Genomic DNA, 15,484 nt, shown 5'->3' with positions numbered 1-15,484 from the left:
GTGTTCGCCAGTGCGCCTCTCGGCAGGTGGCCGCTCGTAGCGGCTGATGGTTGGTACCCGGGGCATTGGGATCGAACACCGTCGATGGAGTCAACGACGACTCGGCTCGTCGTATTCCGACCCGTGGCGATGTGGTGGGCCCGCGGTCGCGCAGCGATGACTTGAATTCACGCCCCCAATCGGAATCGACACCTCCTACGAAGGGTGTGGATTCCGACGAAGGGCGTAGATGCGGGCCGTCCGCTCGATCAGCTCCCACGTTTCGGATATCCGACTCCCATCGGCGTCGGGTATCCGAAACCGAGGAGTCGATCCGCGACGAAACGCAAAAACTCCGATCCCAGGGACGGAATCGGAGCCAAGAGAGCCTCCTAACGGGATTGAACCGTTGACCGCTCGCTTACAAGTATGTTGCGAGACAACCAGATACGTCCGCATGGAACCACCATGGAGCTGCTGACCTGCATCGACCGTCCAAGCGGGACCATCCGAATCCACTCTCGTAGGTACCAACATGTGACACGCTCGTGACACCGAGACCCAACTCCACCCAAATACGGTAGTTGTAAACCGACGTTGTACAACACATCCGACACCTCGGCCCACTGGCTCGAACGAACATCAGTATTCTTTGGACCGACAAACACCCGGTCGTTCGCGCAGTCCCGTTGTGGTTGGTTTCGGTCTTGCCTGGCGTGAGGGCGAACGGTTGACTCGCGGCCCCGACGGGAAAGCGGCTCATCCCAATCGGGGGTGTAGGAGTTGGGGTCTGAATCCGCCGGTCTCGAGCAGGCTTCGGGCGATGTAGTTGGTCAGGTTGCGGAACCCGAGTGCGGAGCCGCGCAGGTGTTCGAGCCGTCCGCATCCGGGCATCCGATCTGGCCATGGATTACTCCATAGCCGGTCACAGTGCCCCGCAGCATCATCACAGCCCGTGTGTCACATGTCCGTGGACATCTCGTGTCTCATATGTCCCCAGACTGAACACGTAGCCTGCTACGAAGTTCCACTCACATGGGCACTCAGGAGGAACCGAAGATCGGGCCCACCGGGATGTCACGCTCGAAGGTGAGGCGATCGAATTCGTTGCCGTATTCGTCGATCGCTCCGATGGACATCGTGCTGGCCTTGATACCCGGAATACCCGGCACCACATCGACTCTGACGAACGAGTAGTTCAGGAATCTCACTCGCGACCAGGTGATCGACTCCGCCGACTTGGTGCCGTCGGGTGCCCAGACGTAGCTGTTCGGAACTGCCGTGTCGGGCAATTCGTGGCCACGATAGCTGACGCCCTCGCCGTCCTGGAAGGTGTAACGCGGACGGCCACCCCCGCCGACGGTGTAATACACGGTGCCGTCGGTCTTTCCGCGAACCGTGGCGTTGTCGCCGGCGACCCGCGTCGCACGGTTGGAGCGGATCGGATCGGTGCGCTCGAACACGTGGTTGTGCGCCTGGAGCACCACATCGACCTCGTACTTGTCGAACAGCGATACCCACGCGTCACGTACGCCGCCGTCGCTCGCGTGCGTCGACGTGGTCGAGTAGGCGCAGTGATGAAAGAAGCAGACGATGAAGTCGATGTTCGGGTCTGCCCGATACTTGGCGAGAGTCTGCTCGACCCAGGTGTTCTGGGCTCCGCCGCTGTAGCCGGTGTTGGCCTTGATCTCGTAGCTGACGTCGTTCGCGTCGAGCGAGAGCACCGCGGTGTTGCCGTACACGAACGAATACGCCGACGGGCACCCCTTCGGGCCAGTGCTGGGCTGATCGAGACGTGCAGCGTGGCCGCCGTATCCGTTGGGGCTGTACAGCGCCTCCATGTCATGATTACCGGTGGCGAACAACCACGGTGCCGTCGATGCGCTGGCCTCGATGGCCTGAAAATAGCCGTCCCAGACGAAGGGATTGAACTTGTCGAACCCCTTCGGTGGCGTCTTGCCGTGGCCCGCGAACTGCGGTGGCAGACCGGCACCCGACGGGTCCGCGTAGGCGATATCGCCGGCAAGTATATGGAAGTCCGGACGCGACGCCTCGATCTGGCGATTGATGTTGCGCGCGTGTTTGACCGACGGTTCGTTGTCGGCCTTGTAGTACAGGTCGTCGTAGTCGCCGGCCACCAGACCCGCTGGCTGCGAGGGTGTTTCGTCGACGCCCTGGTCCCCCATCATGGTGAAACGGAACGGAGCAATGCGTCCGGTCGGCAGCGCGGGAGATGCACTGCGAATGTCGCTGACGAAACCGTCCGCGGTACGCCATCGGTAATAGTGCGGCAGCTTGGGCGTCAGATTGTCGACGGGCACGTGCACGTAGTACTGCTCAGCCGACAGAATGCCGCCATCGGTCTGCGGGACTTGGCTGACGAGGTTGCGCACCTCGGCGGAGGTCGTCGCACCCAGCGCAGGCGTCGGGCCGTGATCGAGAAAGACACCGGTGATGCCGGGATTACGGGAAAGCTGAGCGGAGAATCGCAACTGCGTCGCCGGGTCGTTGCCGAAGCCCATGTGTCGACCGGCCACCGCCAGCGGCGCGTCCTGCGCATAGGCGGTGCGCGCGAACACCGAATTCCCGACGCCCACCGCGGCTGCCGTCGCTGCGGCACCGACCAGAAAGTTGCGTCGACTCACCGGGTGCCGTCGCAGGAACGACCGATGCCAGTCGTGCTGCTCGGCCATCGTCATGTTCTCGGCGAGCGTCCCCGGAATACCGGTCGCGACGGTCTCGCCTGCGGGATTGAGCGTCATGAATCGATGGTGACCGTGAAGGCCCCTCGGGCGCTGAACGGAACGGAGCACTTCAGGTGAACAAGTGGAGAACACCGATGCACAACGGGACGAACGTGGACAATCCCGTCGGGGAGGAAAGCCCCGCGCCGGCCATCGAGCGGTGGTGCGGGTATCGGGGCCGACCACGGAAAAAGATTGGGCGAAACACAAGCAATCGAGCCCATGTCGGTGTGCCCGTCCAACCGAAACGGACATACGCGGCCTCGAACACGATCAGTTCGGGGCCAACTGCCCCGCCGCCCGCGGGATCCGCTGTTACTCTGTTCACGAAACTTGAGGTCAGCGCCCGTTGGCTGAAGTTCGACGTGAGTTATACACCTCCGGTGATTGCACGCGCCCCTGTGGCTGCAGCCAGTCAACGGGAGCCAACAGTTGAAAACCGAGGAGATGTCATGCTGAAGAAGTCGTTGACCGTAGCTGCACTGTCCATTGCCTGTGCGGTCGGATTCGCCCCGCTGGCGCAGGCCGCCGATGTGCCCGATTTCAAGGACAAGATCGAGGGCAAGTCGATCTCCGCCGCGCGAGCAATCATCAAGGACAGCGGCAACCTGATGCTGGTCAAGCTCGACGGCCCCATCAACGATTGCGCACTCGCAGATCGCACAGCAACGGCCCTACGCTCGGTGTACTTCGCGCCCATCGACCGCAGCAACGTGACCATCACCTTCTCGTGCCCCGAAGAGGAGTGAGTCTTCTCCTCCCCTGAACGACACGCAGGACGCGCATCGAGAGTGATCTCGGTGCGCGTCCTTCGTCGTTCAACAGGTTCAGGCCCGGATCCGTCAGGTCCCCTTGACGTTGAGAATCTGGCGTAGCTCGTGCTCGACCCTCACCAGGTCGCGGGCGTCCTCCATCACGACATCGATGGACTTGTAGGCGTCGGGAATCTCGTCGATGAAGTCGGCACTGTCGCGAAACTCGATCCCCTTCATCCGCTCCTGCAGGTTCTCGTGGGTGAACCGCTTCCTGGCCTCGGTCCGAGAGAACTGTCGACCGGCACCGTGGGGTGCCGAGCACAGGCCGGCCTTGGAACCCTTTCCGACCACCACGTACGAGCGCGTTCCCATTGATCCGGGAATGATCGCCTTCACACCCTCGTGTGCATCGACTGCACCTTTACGAGTGAGCCACACTTCCCTATCGAAATGCGTTTCCTTCACCGTGTAGTTGTGGTGGCAGTTGATCCGCTCGACCTCGCGGTGGTTGTCCGTTCCCATCCATTCGGCGAACACCGCGCCGAATCGGTCCATCATCTCGGCCCGGTTCAGGTACGCGAACCGCTGCGCCCAGCTCAGTTCTCGGATGTACTGCCCGAATTCACGAGAGCTCTCGGGCAGGTACGCCAAGTCCTTGTTGGGCAACGAGATCCACCACTGCGCACACAGACGCTGCGCGATCGCGATGTGTTTCTTTGCGATCTTGTTTCCCACGCCCCTCGACCCGCTGTGCAGAAACAACCAGACTCGATCCTTCTCGTCCAGGCACAATTCGACGAAATGATTGCCGCCGCCTAACGAACCGAGCTGCTCACGCCACTGCGGCGAGTGATTCAGCTCGACGTCATCACGAACCGCCAATTCCTCGAGCTCGAGCAGTTTCGACGCGGTGAAATTCCACCGATCGACGCCGACGTTGTAGTTGCCCGGCGACAGCGGAATGCTCGCCTCGAGCGCCAGACGCAAATCCGTCAGGTTACGTCCGCCTAGGTCACCCAGCGTGAATTCCGTTCGGACACCGATCATTCCGCAGCCGATAACGACTCCGACGGCGGCGGGAATCACCGCATTAAGAGTCGGAATGACCGTCCCCACAGCACTTCCCATTCCACTGTGTGCGTCGGGCATCAGAGCGACGTGCGGATGCACGAACGGCATGGATGCTGTTTCACGGGCCTGCTCGAGTGTCTTGTCCTCGAGTTGTGACGCCCAATTGAGCAGGCGTAAGCCCACCTTGTTCGGGGGCATGATGTTCCTTTCTGCCCCCTCGGCGAGAGAGAGCTATTCGATGGGTCGCTGTTTACCGGTGAGAGCAGCACGCAGCTCAGATGAATATGCGCGCAGCACAATGCCCAGACCGGCTCTCGCGTAGAGAGCGGCACAAGGCAGACAAGTGGCGCGCATGGCGACGACCCTATCGAGCGAAAAGACTCCGACGCGAACTAATTAATTCGAACGCGAGGATGGCAGACGGGACAGAATGCACAGTAGTGCGCCGCTCGGACGGGATCCCGTCGATGTGCGTCGCATTTGTGCATTCCTGCCCAGAACGCAGCGCGGAACCTACACTCCCCCACCGAATGCGAGTCCCAGTAGATACGTCGCCCCGGCCGCGCCGTATCCGATGGCGAGTTGGCGCAGTGCGCGTTTGACGGGCGGACCGCCGCTGAGCAGTCCGACGATCAGGCCCGTACAGATCAGCGCCAGTCCGACGAGTACTGCGGCAACGGCAAGGGCCACATAGCCTTCGAGACCGAATAGGTACGGCAACACCGGGATGACGGCACCGGAGGCGAAGAAGCAGAAGCTCGCTGCGGCGGCACCGAGTCCGGTTCCGATGGATTCGTGCTCGTCGATGGCGGTGGCCGGCTCTTCGACGGCGGGCAGCATTCGAATGACGTCCGCGGCCTTCGCGTCGGCTTCCTCGTGGGTCATTCCGCGAGCGCGGTAGACGAGGGCGAGTTCGTTGGCGTCGACGTCGAGGTGTTGAACGGCCTCATTCGCGGCGCTGTCGGGCGACGATGCCTCGAGTAGTTCGCGTTGCGAGCGCACCGAGACGTATTCGCCTGCTCCCATCGACAGCGCACCGGCAAGCAGGCCGGCGAGTCCGGTGACCAACACGATCTGGTTGGACACCCCGGATCCGCTGATGCCGAGCACCAGGGCGAGGTTGCTCACCAATCCGTCGTTGGCACCGAACACCGCGGCGCGGAACGTGCCGGAGAGTCGATTGCGGCCACGGGCGGCCAGTGCCCGGATCACCTCGGCGTGAATTTGCTCGTCGGCCGTCATCGCGTCGGTCGCATCCGCGTCGGTCGCGTAGGGCGAGCGGGTCTCGGCGCGTTGCGCGAGGGCGAGCACGAACACCGATCCGAAGCGGCGCGCCAGCACACCGAGGATCCGGGTACGAATGTCGCCTTTGAGCGGCATCCCGACGCGATCGCCGAGCAGATTGCGCCAATGCTGTTCGTGGCGACCTTCCGCGTCGGCCAACTCGAGCAGAATGTCGCGTTCCTCGCCGTTGCGCCTACCTGCCAGGTCGCGATAGACGGCGGCCTCGGCCCGCTCGTCGGCGAGGTACTGCCGCCATCGCTTGACGTCCTTCGACGAGGGTTCCGTTCCGTCCATCGAGCAAACGTACCGGGCTCCGCCCTCGTGCGCGTTGGTGTACCTGGAAGGGCGCACAACGCGCACGAGGGGGCAGTCAGCTCGGGTCGTAGACGCCGGCCTGAACTGCTTTGACCAACCTGCGCGGCACTCTGAACTCTCGACCCTGTAAACGCACCGTCACCAGATCCGGGGCGACGGCCTTCCACTGTGCCCGTCGGCTACGCGTGTTGGAACGCGACATCTTTCTCTTCGGAACAGCCATGTCTCACGCCTCCTTTCGGCTTCGACGGCCGTAGCGCTTCTCGAACTTCTCGACGCGTCCCTGGGTATCCATGACGCGTGTCGCCCCGGTCCAGAAGGGGTGCGATTCGGACGAGACGTCGACGACGATCAGGGGGTAGGTGTTGCCGTCTTCCCACTCGGTTTCGCGGGTTGACGTGACGGTGGATCGAGTGAGGAACTTGTTCCCGGTGCTCGAGTCCTGGAACACCACCGGGTGGTAATCGGGGTGGATGCCTGGCTTCATTCTGTTGCCTCTCGTGACTGGTCTGCGTAGGGGGATTCACTGCTCTCGCAGGGGTCTTCGTGCCACTGGCCGAACGGGTCGGTCCACGTGGTCCACTGAGCGGGATCGGTCATCTCGTCGTCGGACACCAACGCCCACTGCAGAGTTCGGTCGATCTCGGTGGGGTCGGCCTGATGTACCAAGATCACCAATGACGTGTCTCGATCACCGAATTGCTCGTCCCACCGCAGCGCAGCCATCGCTCGCCTGGTGGTGTCGACGCGATCCTGTTCCACTGGAGACATTGCCGCAAGCCACTTTCCGGCGCTCGCCACCCGTAGTCCGCCGCCGGCCGATTCGATCCACAGCGCTTCGTCGGGTTGCGTGGCCACCCACGCCCGTCCACGGGCGGTGACGACGCCGTCGAGCAACACGTCGATGGCCTCGTGCAGTCGTTCGGGATGGAACGGCCGAGTTGCGGTGAACTCCACGAGTGCGACTCCGCAGTCGACGGACAAGGGCGGCTGGCCGCGCAACAGCGGAGAGTGGGCGTCCGTGATCTCACCGCGCCGGGCATCGAAGGGAACGGCCGCGAGAACTGCTGGGCCGTCGACCATCGAGTCCTGCGAAACCCAGACGACGGGTGCGTTCGGTGCCAACCGCGCGAGGACAGCCGCGAGCCTGGCGCGCTCCCACGCGTCGATTTCGGGACCTGCGGTGACGACGAGCGCGTCGGAGTAGTCGACCTGGCCTACTACCAGCTGCGCGACGGTTCGATCGTCGTCACCGCTGGCGACGATGCCGCGGTCGGCCAAGGTGTCGTCGCCGGTGGCGTCGGCCAACCAGGTTGCCGCGTCGAGGCAGCCGATCACGGCCTCGATACGTACGTCCCTCGAGGCCGGTCCGTCGATCTGCCCCACCACGTCGGCGACGATGACGTTGTCCACCGCCCAGCACAACGCCTCGGGCTCGAGCGCAGGGTCCAGAACGAGCACGATGCGATCAACACTGCTGCGGCTCGACAGTGCACGTAGCAGCGGCAGCAGGTCCTCGCGCAGCGTGCAGGAGACACAGCCGTGCGCCAGTTCCAAGATCGTCTCGCGCGGGTTCTCACCCAGGACGAACAACGTTCGGCGTACGACGCCCTCGGTGACGCGGCTCAGGTCGTGGCGGACTGCGACAGTTCCCGGCGCGAGCAGCGATGTCACGACAGCGTCCATGGCTCCGGTCCAGCCGGAGACGAGGACCATCGGGGTTCGATCGTCCGGTGATGTGTTCACGAGCGCCTTTCTTCTCGACAACGATTGTCATTCTCTGAGGATGCACGCTACATTCGCTTGAACGCTTTGTCGAAAACGATTGTCATAACGGCAAGAAAGGAGTGCTCATGTCAGCGCACTGCCAAGTCACCGGCCGCACCCCCAGCTTCGGAAAGTCGGTCTCGCACTCCCACGTGCGCACCAGCCGCAGGTGGGATCCCAACATTCAGCGCAAGACCTACTACGCCCCCAGCCTCGGACGCCGCGTCACCCTCACGCTCTCGGCCAAGGGCATCAAGACCATCGACCGCGACGGAATCGACGCCGTGGTGGCCAAGATCCGCGCACGTGGGGAGAAGATCTGATGGGCAAGAGCACCGACGTCCGCCCCATCGTCAAACTCAAGTCGACCGCGGGTACCGGCTACACCTACGTCACCCGCAAGAACCGTCGCAACGATCCCGACCGACTGGTGATGAAGAAGTACGACCCGGTCGTCCGCAAGCACGTCGATTTCCGAGAGGAGCGCTGACCGGTGGCCAAGAAATCGAAGATCGCGAAGAACGAGCAACGCAAGGTCGTCGTCGCCCGCTGGGCAACGCGTCGCGCCGAGCTCAAAGAGATCATTCGCAAGCCCTCGAGCAGCGATTCCGAGCGCGCGAAGGCCCAGGCGGCACTGCAGCGTCTGCCACGCGATTCGAGTCCGGTACGATTGCGCAATCGTGACGCTGCGGATGGACGTCCGCGCGGTTACCTACGGAAATTCGGGCTGTCCCGCGTGAAGATGCGCGAGATGGCTCACCGCGGGGAGCTGCCAGGCGTCCACAAGTCGAGCTGGTAAGGGAAAAGGTAGAGATGGCAGTCAAGAGAGCACCGTCGAAGAAGGTCCGCGCAGAGGCGGGTCGTCGACCGAAGAAGAACCCGTTGAATGCCGCCAAGGTCACCACGGTGGACTACAAGGACATCAACCTTCTTCGTCAGTTCATTTCCGACCGCGGCAAGATCCGTAGCCGCCGGGTCACCGGGCTCACCCCGCAGCAGCAGCGCCAGGTCGCTGTTGCAGTGAAGAACGCTCGTGAAATGGCATTGCTGCCGTTCACCAGCCGCTGAATCAGCTTTCGAGAAAGGCCACGTAGCCCTGGGGCTACGTGGCCTTTCTGTCGTTCCCAGCAAGAAACGAGCAGTTCTACGATGTCCGGCGTTCTCGAAGGCTTCACCGTCATCTTCGTCGTCATCGCACTGGGCTACCTGCTCGCCCATCTGAAAGTCCTCGGCGAACACGGCCAGTTTGTTCTGAGCCGTTTGGTCTTCTTCGTGGCGACACCGTCGCTGCTGTTCGTCACGTTGGCCAATTCGGACCTGTCGGTCATCCTGTCCCCCGTTCTTGCCGTCGCCGGTTCCACAGCGCTGCTCGTCGGGGCCATCTACTTCGTCATCGCGAAGCTCGCGCTGAAACGCGCCGTGCCCGACGCGACCGTCGGCGCCCTCGCGAGCTCCTACGTCAATGCCGCGAACCTCGGTATCCCGATCGCCGTGTTCGTTCTGGGCGACGCCAACTTCGTCGCTCCCCTGCTGCTGTTCCAGATCATGATCTACACGCCGATCGCGGTGACCGTCCTCGACATCTCCACCAAAATCGACGAGGTCTCTCTGTTCAAGACGGTCACGACGCCGTTCCGAAACCCGATCGTGCTGGCCGGGGCCGCGGGTCTCGTACTGTCGATCACCGGATTCGAGCTCCCCGAGGCGCTCATGCAGCCGTTCCAACTCGTCGGCAACCTGTCCGTTCCGGGTGCACTGCTCGCGTTCGGACTGTCGCTGTACGGCGCGCGGGTGCTGCAGAAGGGCATCAGCCCGCGACGAGACGTGGCTCTGGCGACCCTGTTCAAGATGGCGCTGCAGCCCCTGCTCGGGTATCTGATGGCCCGATTCGTCTTCGGCCTCGACGGGCACGACCTGTTCGCCATCGTCGTCGTCTCGGCACTGCCCACGGCGCAGAACGTCTTCGTCTTCGCGAGCCGTTACCAGCGAGGGGTCGTTCTGGCCCGTGACACGGCATTCGTCACGACCCTGGTCTCGATTCCCGTCATCGCACTCGTCACGGTGCTGCTGGCATGAGACGAACGCAAAGGTTCTCCTCAGCTCCCAGCGCTACTTTGGGTTCATGAGGTTTCTCGCTGCAGGTGTCATGCTGTGCCTGCTCTTGGCCGGCTGTAGCACCGCCGCCGGTGACGACGACGAGACGACACCGACAACGAACTCCACCACCCCCATCGGGTTCGTCCAGCAACCGAGCGCGCCGCCCGTCCCCCACGAAGTTCCCGTCGGCGACGTCGGCACGATGTTCGAGTCGACCCCGGATCTGATCCGCGCGACGACCACTCCGTTCGAGTCGTGGAGCCAGGTCTCCCCCAACACCATCGCGGTGCACTTCGTCACCGGCACGCCCGAGTGCTACGGAGCCGACGCGACGGTGACCGAGACCGATACGGCCGTCACGATCGAACTGCGGACCGGGACCAGACCGGACGCCGAGGACAAGTCCTGCATCATGGTTGCCGTCTACGCCACCATGCAGATCACGCTGGCGTCGCCGCTGGGTCATCGCGCAATCCTGAATGCGGCCTGACCCGGTCGCCGGTAATGTCCGACCGGTGAGCGACCAACTACCCGACCGAAATCGAAGTACGGTGCGCGCTGCCGATGCCGATCGCAACCTCGTGGCGCAGCTGCTGAGCGACGCGTTCGCCAACGGTCAACTGACCGTTACCGAGTACGACGAGCGGACGGCCGCGGCGTACCGAGCGAAGACTTACGGCGACTTGGACCTGTTGACCGACGATCTGGCCCTCACCCCACCTCCGCAGACGACGCAGACCGGTGCGCCCCAGACCGATCGGGCCATCGCGATCATGAGCGGATCGGTACGCAAAGGCGAATGGACCGTCGCCGCACGCATCGACGCCCTCGCCTTCTGGGGCGGAGTGCAACTCGACCTACGCCGAGCGACGTTCTCGGCCCAGGAAACCACGATCAACTGCGTCGCGATCATGGGCGGCACCGAGATCACCGTGCCGCCCGGCATCGGCGTCGAGGTCCGCGGCACCGGAATCATGGGCGGATTCGAGCACGTCAGCGCCACTCACCCCGGTGCGCCCCGAGTGGTGATCACCGGACTCGCCTTCTGGGGCGGAGTCTCGGTGGACATCAAGGCAGCTGAGAAATGACTACGATCGCCGACGCTTGAGGTAGTCGCTCACCACCGCAGCACCCAATCCGTCCAGATCCGGCGCGATCACCCGGCCGCCGACCCGCTCGGCCATCTTGTCGACCACCCGGGCCAGACCGGGATCGTCGCCGAGACGGAAAATCGTCACCTGCGCACCGAGTTTCGCGACGGTATCGAGCTCACGCACCGTCAACCCCAACGTCTTCGACGACGGCGGGTAATCGAAATACGCATGGCCGTCCGGCTCCAGATGAGCCGTCGGTTCACCGTCTGTGACGATCAAGACCACCGGCTGCGCATTGGGATGACGACGCAGATGCCGCACTGCGAGCATCAACGCGTGATGCAGATTGGTGCCCTGATCGTAGGCACCGTCCAGGCCGGCGAGCTCCGAGGCCGTCAAAGTCTGTGCATGCCTGCCGAATCCGATCAGCTGCAGATCGTCACCGCGAAAACGAGTACTCACCAGATGATTCAGAGCCAGTGCGGTGCGCTTCATCGGCACCCAGCGGCCGTCCATCACCATCGAGAACGACGTGTCGACCAACAACGCCACCGCAGCCTGCGTCCGGGTTTCGGTCTCGCTGATCTCCACATCTGTCACCTGTAGCTGCACCGGAAAGCCCGATCCCTGTGCAGCCGTACGCAAGACGGCATTGTTGACCGTGCGGGTCACGTCCCACGGTTCGGTGTCGCCGAATTCCCAGGTGCGCGACGCTCCCGTCGGCTCACCCATCGCGCCGGCCTTACGAGTATCTCGCTCGCCGCCGCGTCGAGACAGCTTTCCAGCGACATCCTTCAGCGCCGACTGCCCCAATTGGCGCATGGCCTTGGGCGACAGACGCCACTGACCGTCAGCACCCTTGTCCATGAAACCTTGCTGCTGCAGCGCCTTTTCGAGCTCCGAGAGCATCCGGGCGTCGGCAGCAGCCTCCGGTCCGAGCTGTTTCAGCAGGGCATCGGCGTCGATATCGTCCAGCGCCGCCCCGTTGTACTGCTGCGAGAGCTGATTGCCCAGATTCTCGAGATCGGCAATGTCCTGCAGTGCCCCGGTACCGTCACCGAGGCCCATTCCGTTCTCGCCGCGGAAGTTCTGCGAACCGTCCCAGTCCTCACCGGGCCGGGCCTGCTGCAGATTCTGATCCAGTTGATCGAGCTGATCCAGCAGGTTCGAATCACCGAAGGCCTGCTGGGCCAACGCATCCAACTCGGCTCGCTGCTCGCTAGTCAGAGAGTTGCGTAGTCGCTGCGCGGCGGCAGCCCTTTCCGCCAGTGAATCGAGTAGCTCGTCGACATTCTTCGGATTCTCCGGAAAATGCTGACCGTGCTTGTTCATGAACTCGTCGAACTGCTCGTCGGTGTTCTCGCCCTTGTTGTGGGCGTCGAGCAGTTCGTTGAGGTCCTTCAGCATCTCGCTGATGGCCTGGCGATCCTGCTCGGTGGCACCTTCGAGAGCCTGCTTCATGCCGGCGAATCGCTGATCGAGCATCTCGCGGCCGAGCAGATCCTTGATCTTCTCGTAGTTCTCGCGCCCCTCCGACGAACGCCAGTCGTAATCCGAGAGCTCCTGCACCGCTTGGGCGGTCGACGGAGACAGATCGCCGATCTGCATCTCCTGGAACCGCGCATCGTCGTCGAGGGCACGCGCCAACGCCTTACGCTCCTCGAGCACCGCCTCGTCCAGCAGCTCACGCACTTCCTGCAACGTGCCATCGAGGTTGTTCTGCTTCAACAGATCTCGGCGACGCTTGGCAGCCTGGGCCGCGAGGTCGTCGAGCCCGCGCATGTTCTTCGTTCCGCGCCGCAGCATCTCCTGCAACGCCCGGCGAGGCGACGCCCCCTCGAGGACGTCCTCGCCGATCGCATCCAACGCCTCCCGCAGATCGACGGGAGGAGCCAGTGGATCCGGGCCCTCGTGATAGCGCCCGTACCTGGAGCGACGCATCAGCTGTACACCGTCTGGCCGTCGTCGTCGGGATCCTTGGAGATTCGCCGCGCGAGGTAGAGACCTTCGAGCGCCAGTTCGACGGCGGCTGCTTTCTCGCCGTCCGAGGTCGCCTTCAACCGCTCGGTGATGTCCCCGATCACGGCCACGTCGGGCAGCTCGTCGAGCAGAGCCTTTGCGGTGATGCGATCGCCGGTGACGATCGGGTCGCCGGTCTCGACGGCCGTCACCAACGCCGCGAGGTTCAGGCCACCCAAGTGTGCCCGGACGGTATCGGCCGTCGCGCGTCGCAGCATGTGTTCGAGGACCTCGATTTCGCGGCCTTCTTCGCCCGACTCGAACTCGACCTTGCCGCGCAGCACCTCGATGATCGTTCCCAGGTCCACCGGCCGCGCCACGGCGTCTGCTTCGCCGAGTATTGCGGCGCGGTGAACCGCTGCGGCAGCGATCGTTTCGGCTGCGGCGATCGCGAATCGCGCCGAGACGCCGGAGCGCTGGTCGACCGACGGCGATTCGCGCAGCAGCCGAGTGAATCGAGCGAGCACCTCGAGCAGGTATGCCGGGACCTCGGCCTGCAGGTCCGCTTCCTGATCGATGACGGCTACCTCGTCGTCCAGCTCGAGCGGGTAGTGCGTTCTGATCTCGGCACCGAAGCGGTCCTTGAGCGGGGTGATGATGCGTCCGCGATTGGTGTAGTCCTCGGGGTTGGCGCTGGCCACCAACATGACGTCGAGCGGGAGCCGCAGGGTGTACCCGCGGACCTGAATGTCGCGCTCCTCCATGACGTTGAGCAGCGACACCTGGATGCGCTCGGCGAGGTCGGGAAGCTCGTTGATCGCCACGATGCCGCGGTGACTCCGCGGAACCAGACCGAAGTGAATGGTCTCCGGGTCGCCCAGGCTGCGGCCCTCGGCGACCTTCACCGGATCGACATCGCCGACGAGGTCGGCCACCGAGGTATCCGGGGTCGCGAGCTTCTCTGCGTACCGCTCGCTGCGGTGCCGCCACTCGATGGGCAGGTCGTCGCCCAGTTCCTTCGCTCTACGAATGCTCGCAGGGGTGATGGGCTCGTACGGGTGCTCGCCCAGTTCGGCACCGGCGATCACCGGCACCCACTCGTCGAGCAGCAGATTGAGGGTACGCAGCAGACGCGTCTTGCCCTGCCCACGCTCACCCAGCAGAACGACGTCATGACCGGCCAGAATCGCGCGCTCGAATTGCGGCAGCACCGTCGACCCGAAGCCGACGATCCCCGGCCACGGATCTTCGCCGTCACGCAACGCCGTCAAAAGATTTTCGCGGAGCTCTTCCTTGATCGACCGCTGCCGATGTCCGGATGCCTTGAGTTCGCCGAGAGTGGAGATGCCAGGTTTGGTGGAGGTCACTTCTCCACGCTACGAGCGTTTGACGATTGCTGCCATCTAGTGGTCCGTTGTGGTTCCGCCGAGTTCGCACTTATGCCACCCGAACTGGACAAATCCCCTGCACAACTGCGATCTCGCTAGACCGGTGCTCCTGCCTCACGGAGCTTGGCCCGAACTCGGCGGACCACTTCGTCGGGACGACGGCGGAGTTGTTCGGAATTGACTCGAACGATATGCCAATCGCACTGCTGCAAGTCCTCGTACCTTTCGATGTCTCGAGTCGCTGACGCTCGTCGAGCCAGTGCTGCACGCCCTCGTATTCCACCCCGACACGCCACCTCTCCCACCCCATGTCGATCCGCGCGACAAATCGACCACGCGCATCTCGAATGTCGATCTGGGTGGTGGGTTTCGGAAGTCCAGCGTCGATCAGCAACAGTCGGGTGCGCGTCTCCTGCGGCGATTCCGCGCCTCCATCCACCCGACCGAGGGCGTCGAGCAGCACCCGGATACCCCGACACCCCGGACGCAGTGACGCGAATGCACTCACCGCATCCCGCTCGAGGCCGGTCGCGGCCATGAGTGAATCGAGGAAGATCACGGACTGCGGTGGCGGAACCCATCGCCCGATATCGAACGCGGTCCGCACCGGGGTGGTCACCGCCACCCCGCCGACAACGAGCACATCGGCGGGCTCGATCGAGTCGCGCCGGAGGATCAGCCCTGGTATTCGATGTGATTTTTCGCGCGCAAGCACGGTAGGCGGCACCGAGGCGTCGACCCATCGCGCGCCATGTATGGCGGCCGCCGAAGTACCCGCGACAATTGCGCTGTTGCCGACGCACACAGATGCCGCCACAGCCAGGGTCCGCGCATCCAGGGTGGTTCTCGCGGGCACATAGGTGTCACGGAACACTCGTACATAGTCGCGGCTCAGTCGGTGACGACTCAATGCTCCCGACTGCACTGCAACCGACCCACGAAACGGTCCTGACTCGATCCCCATCGCTCAACCCTGGCAGGGTCGAGCCCCTCGAAACGGCCAGCAGGCCAATCTGTGGATTATGGTTTCG

The 15,484-nt window shown here is 63.5% G+C and carries 17 protein-coding genes; 8 read left to right on the top strand and 9 right to left on the bottom strand.

The window, feature by feature from the left end:
* Window positions 1–1,022: 1,022 nt before the first annotated feature.
* Complete coding sequence (locus J1M81_RS21360) at window positions 1,023–2,741, bottom strand: metallophosphoesterase (protein ID WP_206498790.1); 1,719 nt, start codon at window positions 2,739–2,741, stop codon at window positions 1,023–1,025.
* A 434-nt stretch (window positions 2,742–3,175) separates the two neighbouring features.
* Here J1M81_RS21360 and J1M81_RS21355 point away from each other — a divergent pair, with 434 nt between their 5' ends.
* On the top strand, window positions 3,176–3,472 hold the full coding sequence (locus J1M81_RS21355; protein ID WP_032399837.1) for a hypothetical protein: 297 nt from the start codon (window positions 3,176–3,178) through the stop codon (window positions 3,470–3,472).
* A 93-nt stretch (window positions 3,473–3,565) separates the two neighbouring features.
* Here the strand turns inward: J1M81_RS21355 and J1M81_RS21350 are convergent, their stop codons facing one another.
* The 5 genes from J1M81_RS21350 to mrf all read right to left on the bottom strand — a co-directional run bounded on the left by J1M81_RS21350 (window position 3,566) and on the right by mrf (window position 7,864).
* Window positions 3,566–4,747 carry an RtcB family protein gene (locus J1M81_RS21350; protein WP_206498789.1) on the bottom strand — a complete coding sequence of 394 codons (1,182 nt, stop codon included), beginning with the start codon at window positions 4,745–4,747 and terminating at the stop codon, window positions 3,566–3,568.
* A gap of 315 nt (window positions 4,748–5,062) precedes the next feature.
* Window positions 5,063–6,127, bottom strand: coding sequence for a VIT1/CCC1 family protein (locus J1M81_RS21345; protein ID WP_206498788.1), 1,065 nt, complete (start codon window positions 6,125–6,127; stop codon window positions 5,063–5,065).
* 76 nt (window positions 6,128–6,203) lie between these two features.
* Window positions 6,204–6,371: a 50S ribosomal protein L32 gene (gene rpmF, locus J1M81_RS21340; RefSeq protein ID WP_206498787.1), complete on the bottom strand. Its 168-nt coding sequence runs from the start codon at window positions 6,369–6,371 to the stop codon at window positions 6,204–6,206.
* A 3-nt stretch (window positions 6,372–6,374) separates the two neighbouring features.
* Complete coding sequence (locus J1M81_RS21335) at window positions 6,375–6,635, bottom strand: type B 50S ribosomal protein L31 (RefSeq protein WP_032385686.1); 261 nt, start codon at window positions 6,633–6,635, stop codon at window positions 6,375–6,377.
* Window positions 6,632–7,864 (bottom strand): ribosome hibernation factor-recruiting GTPase MRF, encoded by a 1,233-nt coding sequence (mrf, locus tag J1M81_RS21330; protein WP_094716652.1) that lies wholly within the window; start codon window positions 7,862–7,864, stop codon window positions 6,632–6,634. Before mrf ends, J1M81_RS21335 begins: the two co-directional genes overlap by 4 nt.
* A 137-nt stretch (window positions 7,865–8,001) precedes the next feature.
* Between mrf and rpmB the strand changes: the two genes are divergently transcribed.
* The 7 genes from rpmB (at window position 8,002) to J1M81_RS21295 (ending at window position 11,100) form a co-directional block, all read left to right on the top strand.
* A complete protein-coding gene (rpmB, locus tag J1M81_RS21325) occupies window positions 8,002–8,238 on the top strand; it encodes a 50S ribosomal protein L28 (RefSeq protein ID WP_032365915.1) in 237 nt (78 codons plus the stop codon).
* Window positions 8,235–8,405 (top strand): 50S ribosomal protein L33, encoded by a 171-nt coding sequence (gene rpmG / locus J1M81_RS21320; RefSeq protein WP_170944568.1) that lies wholly within the window; start codon window positions 8,235–8,237, stop codon window positions 8,403–8,405. The genes rpmB and rpmG overlap by 4 nt, the downstream gene beginning before the upstream one ends.
* Before the next feature lie 3 nt (window positions 8,406–8,408).
* Window positions 8,409–8,714 (top strand): 30S ribosomal protein S14, encoded by a 306-nt coding sequence (rpsN, locus tag J1M81_RS21315; RefSeq protein ID WP_094644502.1) that lies wholly within the window; start codon window positions 8,409–8,411, stop codon window positions 8,712–8,714.
* Between the two features lie 14 nt (window positions 8,715–8,728).
* Entirely contained in the window at window positions 8,729–8,983 is a 255-nt protein-coding gene (gene rpsR, locus J1M81_RS21310) for a 30S ribosomal protein S18 (RefSeq protein ID WP_008719028.1), read from the top strand.
* A gap of 81 nt (window positions 8,984–9,064) precedes the next feature.
* A complete protein-coding gene (locus J1M81_RS21305; protein WP_032365917.1) occupies window positions 9,065–9,991 on the top strand; it encodes an AEC family transporter in 927 nt (308 codons plus the stop codon).
* Between the two features lie 46 nt (window positions 9,992–10,037).
* Entirely contained in the window at window positions 10,038–10,502 is a 465-nt protein-coding gene (locus J1M81_RS21300) for a hypothetical protein (RefSeq protein WP_027496026.1), read from the top strand.
* A 25-nt stretch (window positions 10,503–10,527) separates the two neighbouring features.
* On the top strand, window positions 10,528–11,100 hold the full coding sequence (locus tag J1M81_RS21295) for a DUF1707 domain-containing protein (RefSeq protein ID WP_308051295.1): 573 nt from the start codon (window positions 10,528–10,530) through the stop codon (window positions 11,098–11,100).
* On the opposite strand, the gene J1M81_RS21290 is transcribed toward J1M81_RS21295, so the two are convergent.
* From J1M81_RS21290 to J1M81_RS21280, 3 genes are all read right to left on the bottom strand, one after another.
* On the bottom strand, window positions 11,101–13,047 hold the full coding sequence (locus tag J1M81_RS21290) for a VWA domain-containing protein (RefSeq protein ID WP_206498785.1): 1,947 nt from the start codon (window positions 13,045–13,047) through the stop codon (window positions 11,101–11,103).
* Window positions 13,047–14,432, bottom strand: coding sequence for a sigma 54-interacting transcriptional regulator (locus tag J1M81_RS21285; protein WP_027496024.1), 1,386 nt, complete (start codon window positions 14,430–14,432; stop codon window positions 13,047–13,049). Before J1M81_RS21285 ends, J1M81_RS21290 begins: the two co-directional genes overlap by 1 nt.
* A 70-nt stretch (window positions 14,433–14,502) precedes the next feature.
* Complete coding sequence (locus J1M81_RS21280) at window positions 14,503–15,417, bottom strand: hypothetical protein (protein ID WP_241258320.1); 915 nt, start codon at window positions 15,415–15,417, stop codon at window positions 14,503–14,505.
* Window positions 15,418–15,484 lie beyond the last annotated feature (67 nt).

The organism is Rhodococcus sp. KRD175, from assembly GCF_017168275.1.
GTDB classification, from domain to species: Bacteria; Actinomycetota; Actinomycetes; order Mycobacteriales; family Mycobacteriaceae; genus Rhodococcoides; species Rhodococcoides fascians.
The sequence above is the reverse complement of the archived record's forward strand: the minus strand, read 5'-3'. Positions and strand labels throughout refer to the sequence as shown.

Bases quoted from the DNA above. Each gene is read 5' to 3' on its own strand.
- J1M81_RS21360 (WP_206498790.1), bottom strand. From the start codon at position 2,741: ATGACGCTCAATCCCGCAGGCGAGACCGTCGCGACCGGTATTCCGGGG.
- J1M81_RS21355 (WP_032399837.1), top strand. From the start codon at position 3,176: ATGCTGAAGAAGTCGTTGACCGTAGCTGCACTGTCCATTGCCTGTGCG.
- J1M81_RS21350 (WP_206498789.1), bottom strand. From the start codon at position 4,747: ATGCCCCCGAACAAGGTGGGCTTACGCCTGCTCAATTGGGCGTCACAA.
- J1M81_RS21345 (WP_206498788.1), bottom strand. From the start codon at position 6,127: ATGGACGGAACGGAACCCTCGTCGAAGGACGTCAAGCGATGGCGGCAG.
- rpmF (WP_206498787.1), bottom strand. From the start codon at position 6,371: ATGGCTGTTCCGAAGAGAAAGATGTCGCGTTCCAACACGCGTAGCCGA.
- J1M81_RS21335 (WP_032385686.1), bottom strand. From the start codon at position 6,635: ATGAAGCCAGGCATCCACCCCGATTACCACCCGGTGGTGTTCCAGGAC.
- mrf (WP_094716652.1), bottom strand. From the start codon at position 7,864: ATGGTCCTCGTCTCCGGCTGGACCGGAGCCATGGACGCTGTCGTGACA.
- rpmB (WP_032365915.1), top strand. From the start codon at position 8,002: ATGTCAGCGCACTGCCAAGTCACCGGCCGCACCCCCAGCTTCGGAAAG.
- rpsR (WP_008719028.1), top strand. From the start codon at position 8,729: ATGGCAGTCAAGAGAGCACCGTCGAAGAAGGTCCGCGCAGAGGCGGGT.
- J1M81_RS21305 (WP_032365917.1), top strand. From the start codon at position 9,065: ATGTCCGGCGTTCTCGAAGGCTTCACCGTCATCTTCGTCGTCATCGCA.
- J1M81_RS21300 (WP_027496026.1), top strand. From the start codon at position 10,038: ATGAGGTTTCTCGCTGCAGGTGTCATGCTGTGCCTGCTCTTGGCCGGC.
- J1M81_RS21290 (WP_206498785.1), bottom strand. From the start codon at position 13,047: ATGCGTCGCTCCAGGTACGGGCGCTATCACGAGGGCCCGGATCCACTG.
- J1M81_RS21280 (WP_241258320.1), bottom strand. From the start codon at position 15,417: ATGGGGATCGAGTCAGGACCGTTTCGTGGGTCGGTTGCAGTGCAGTCG.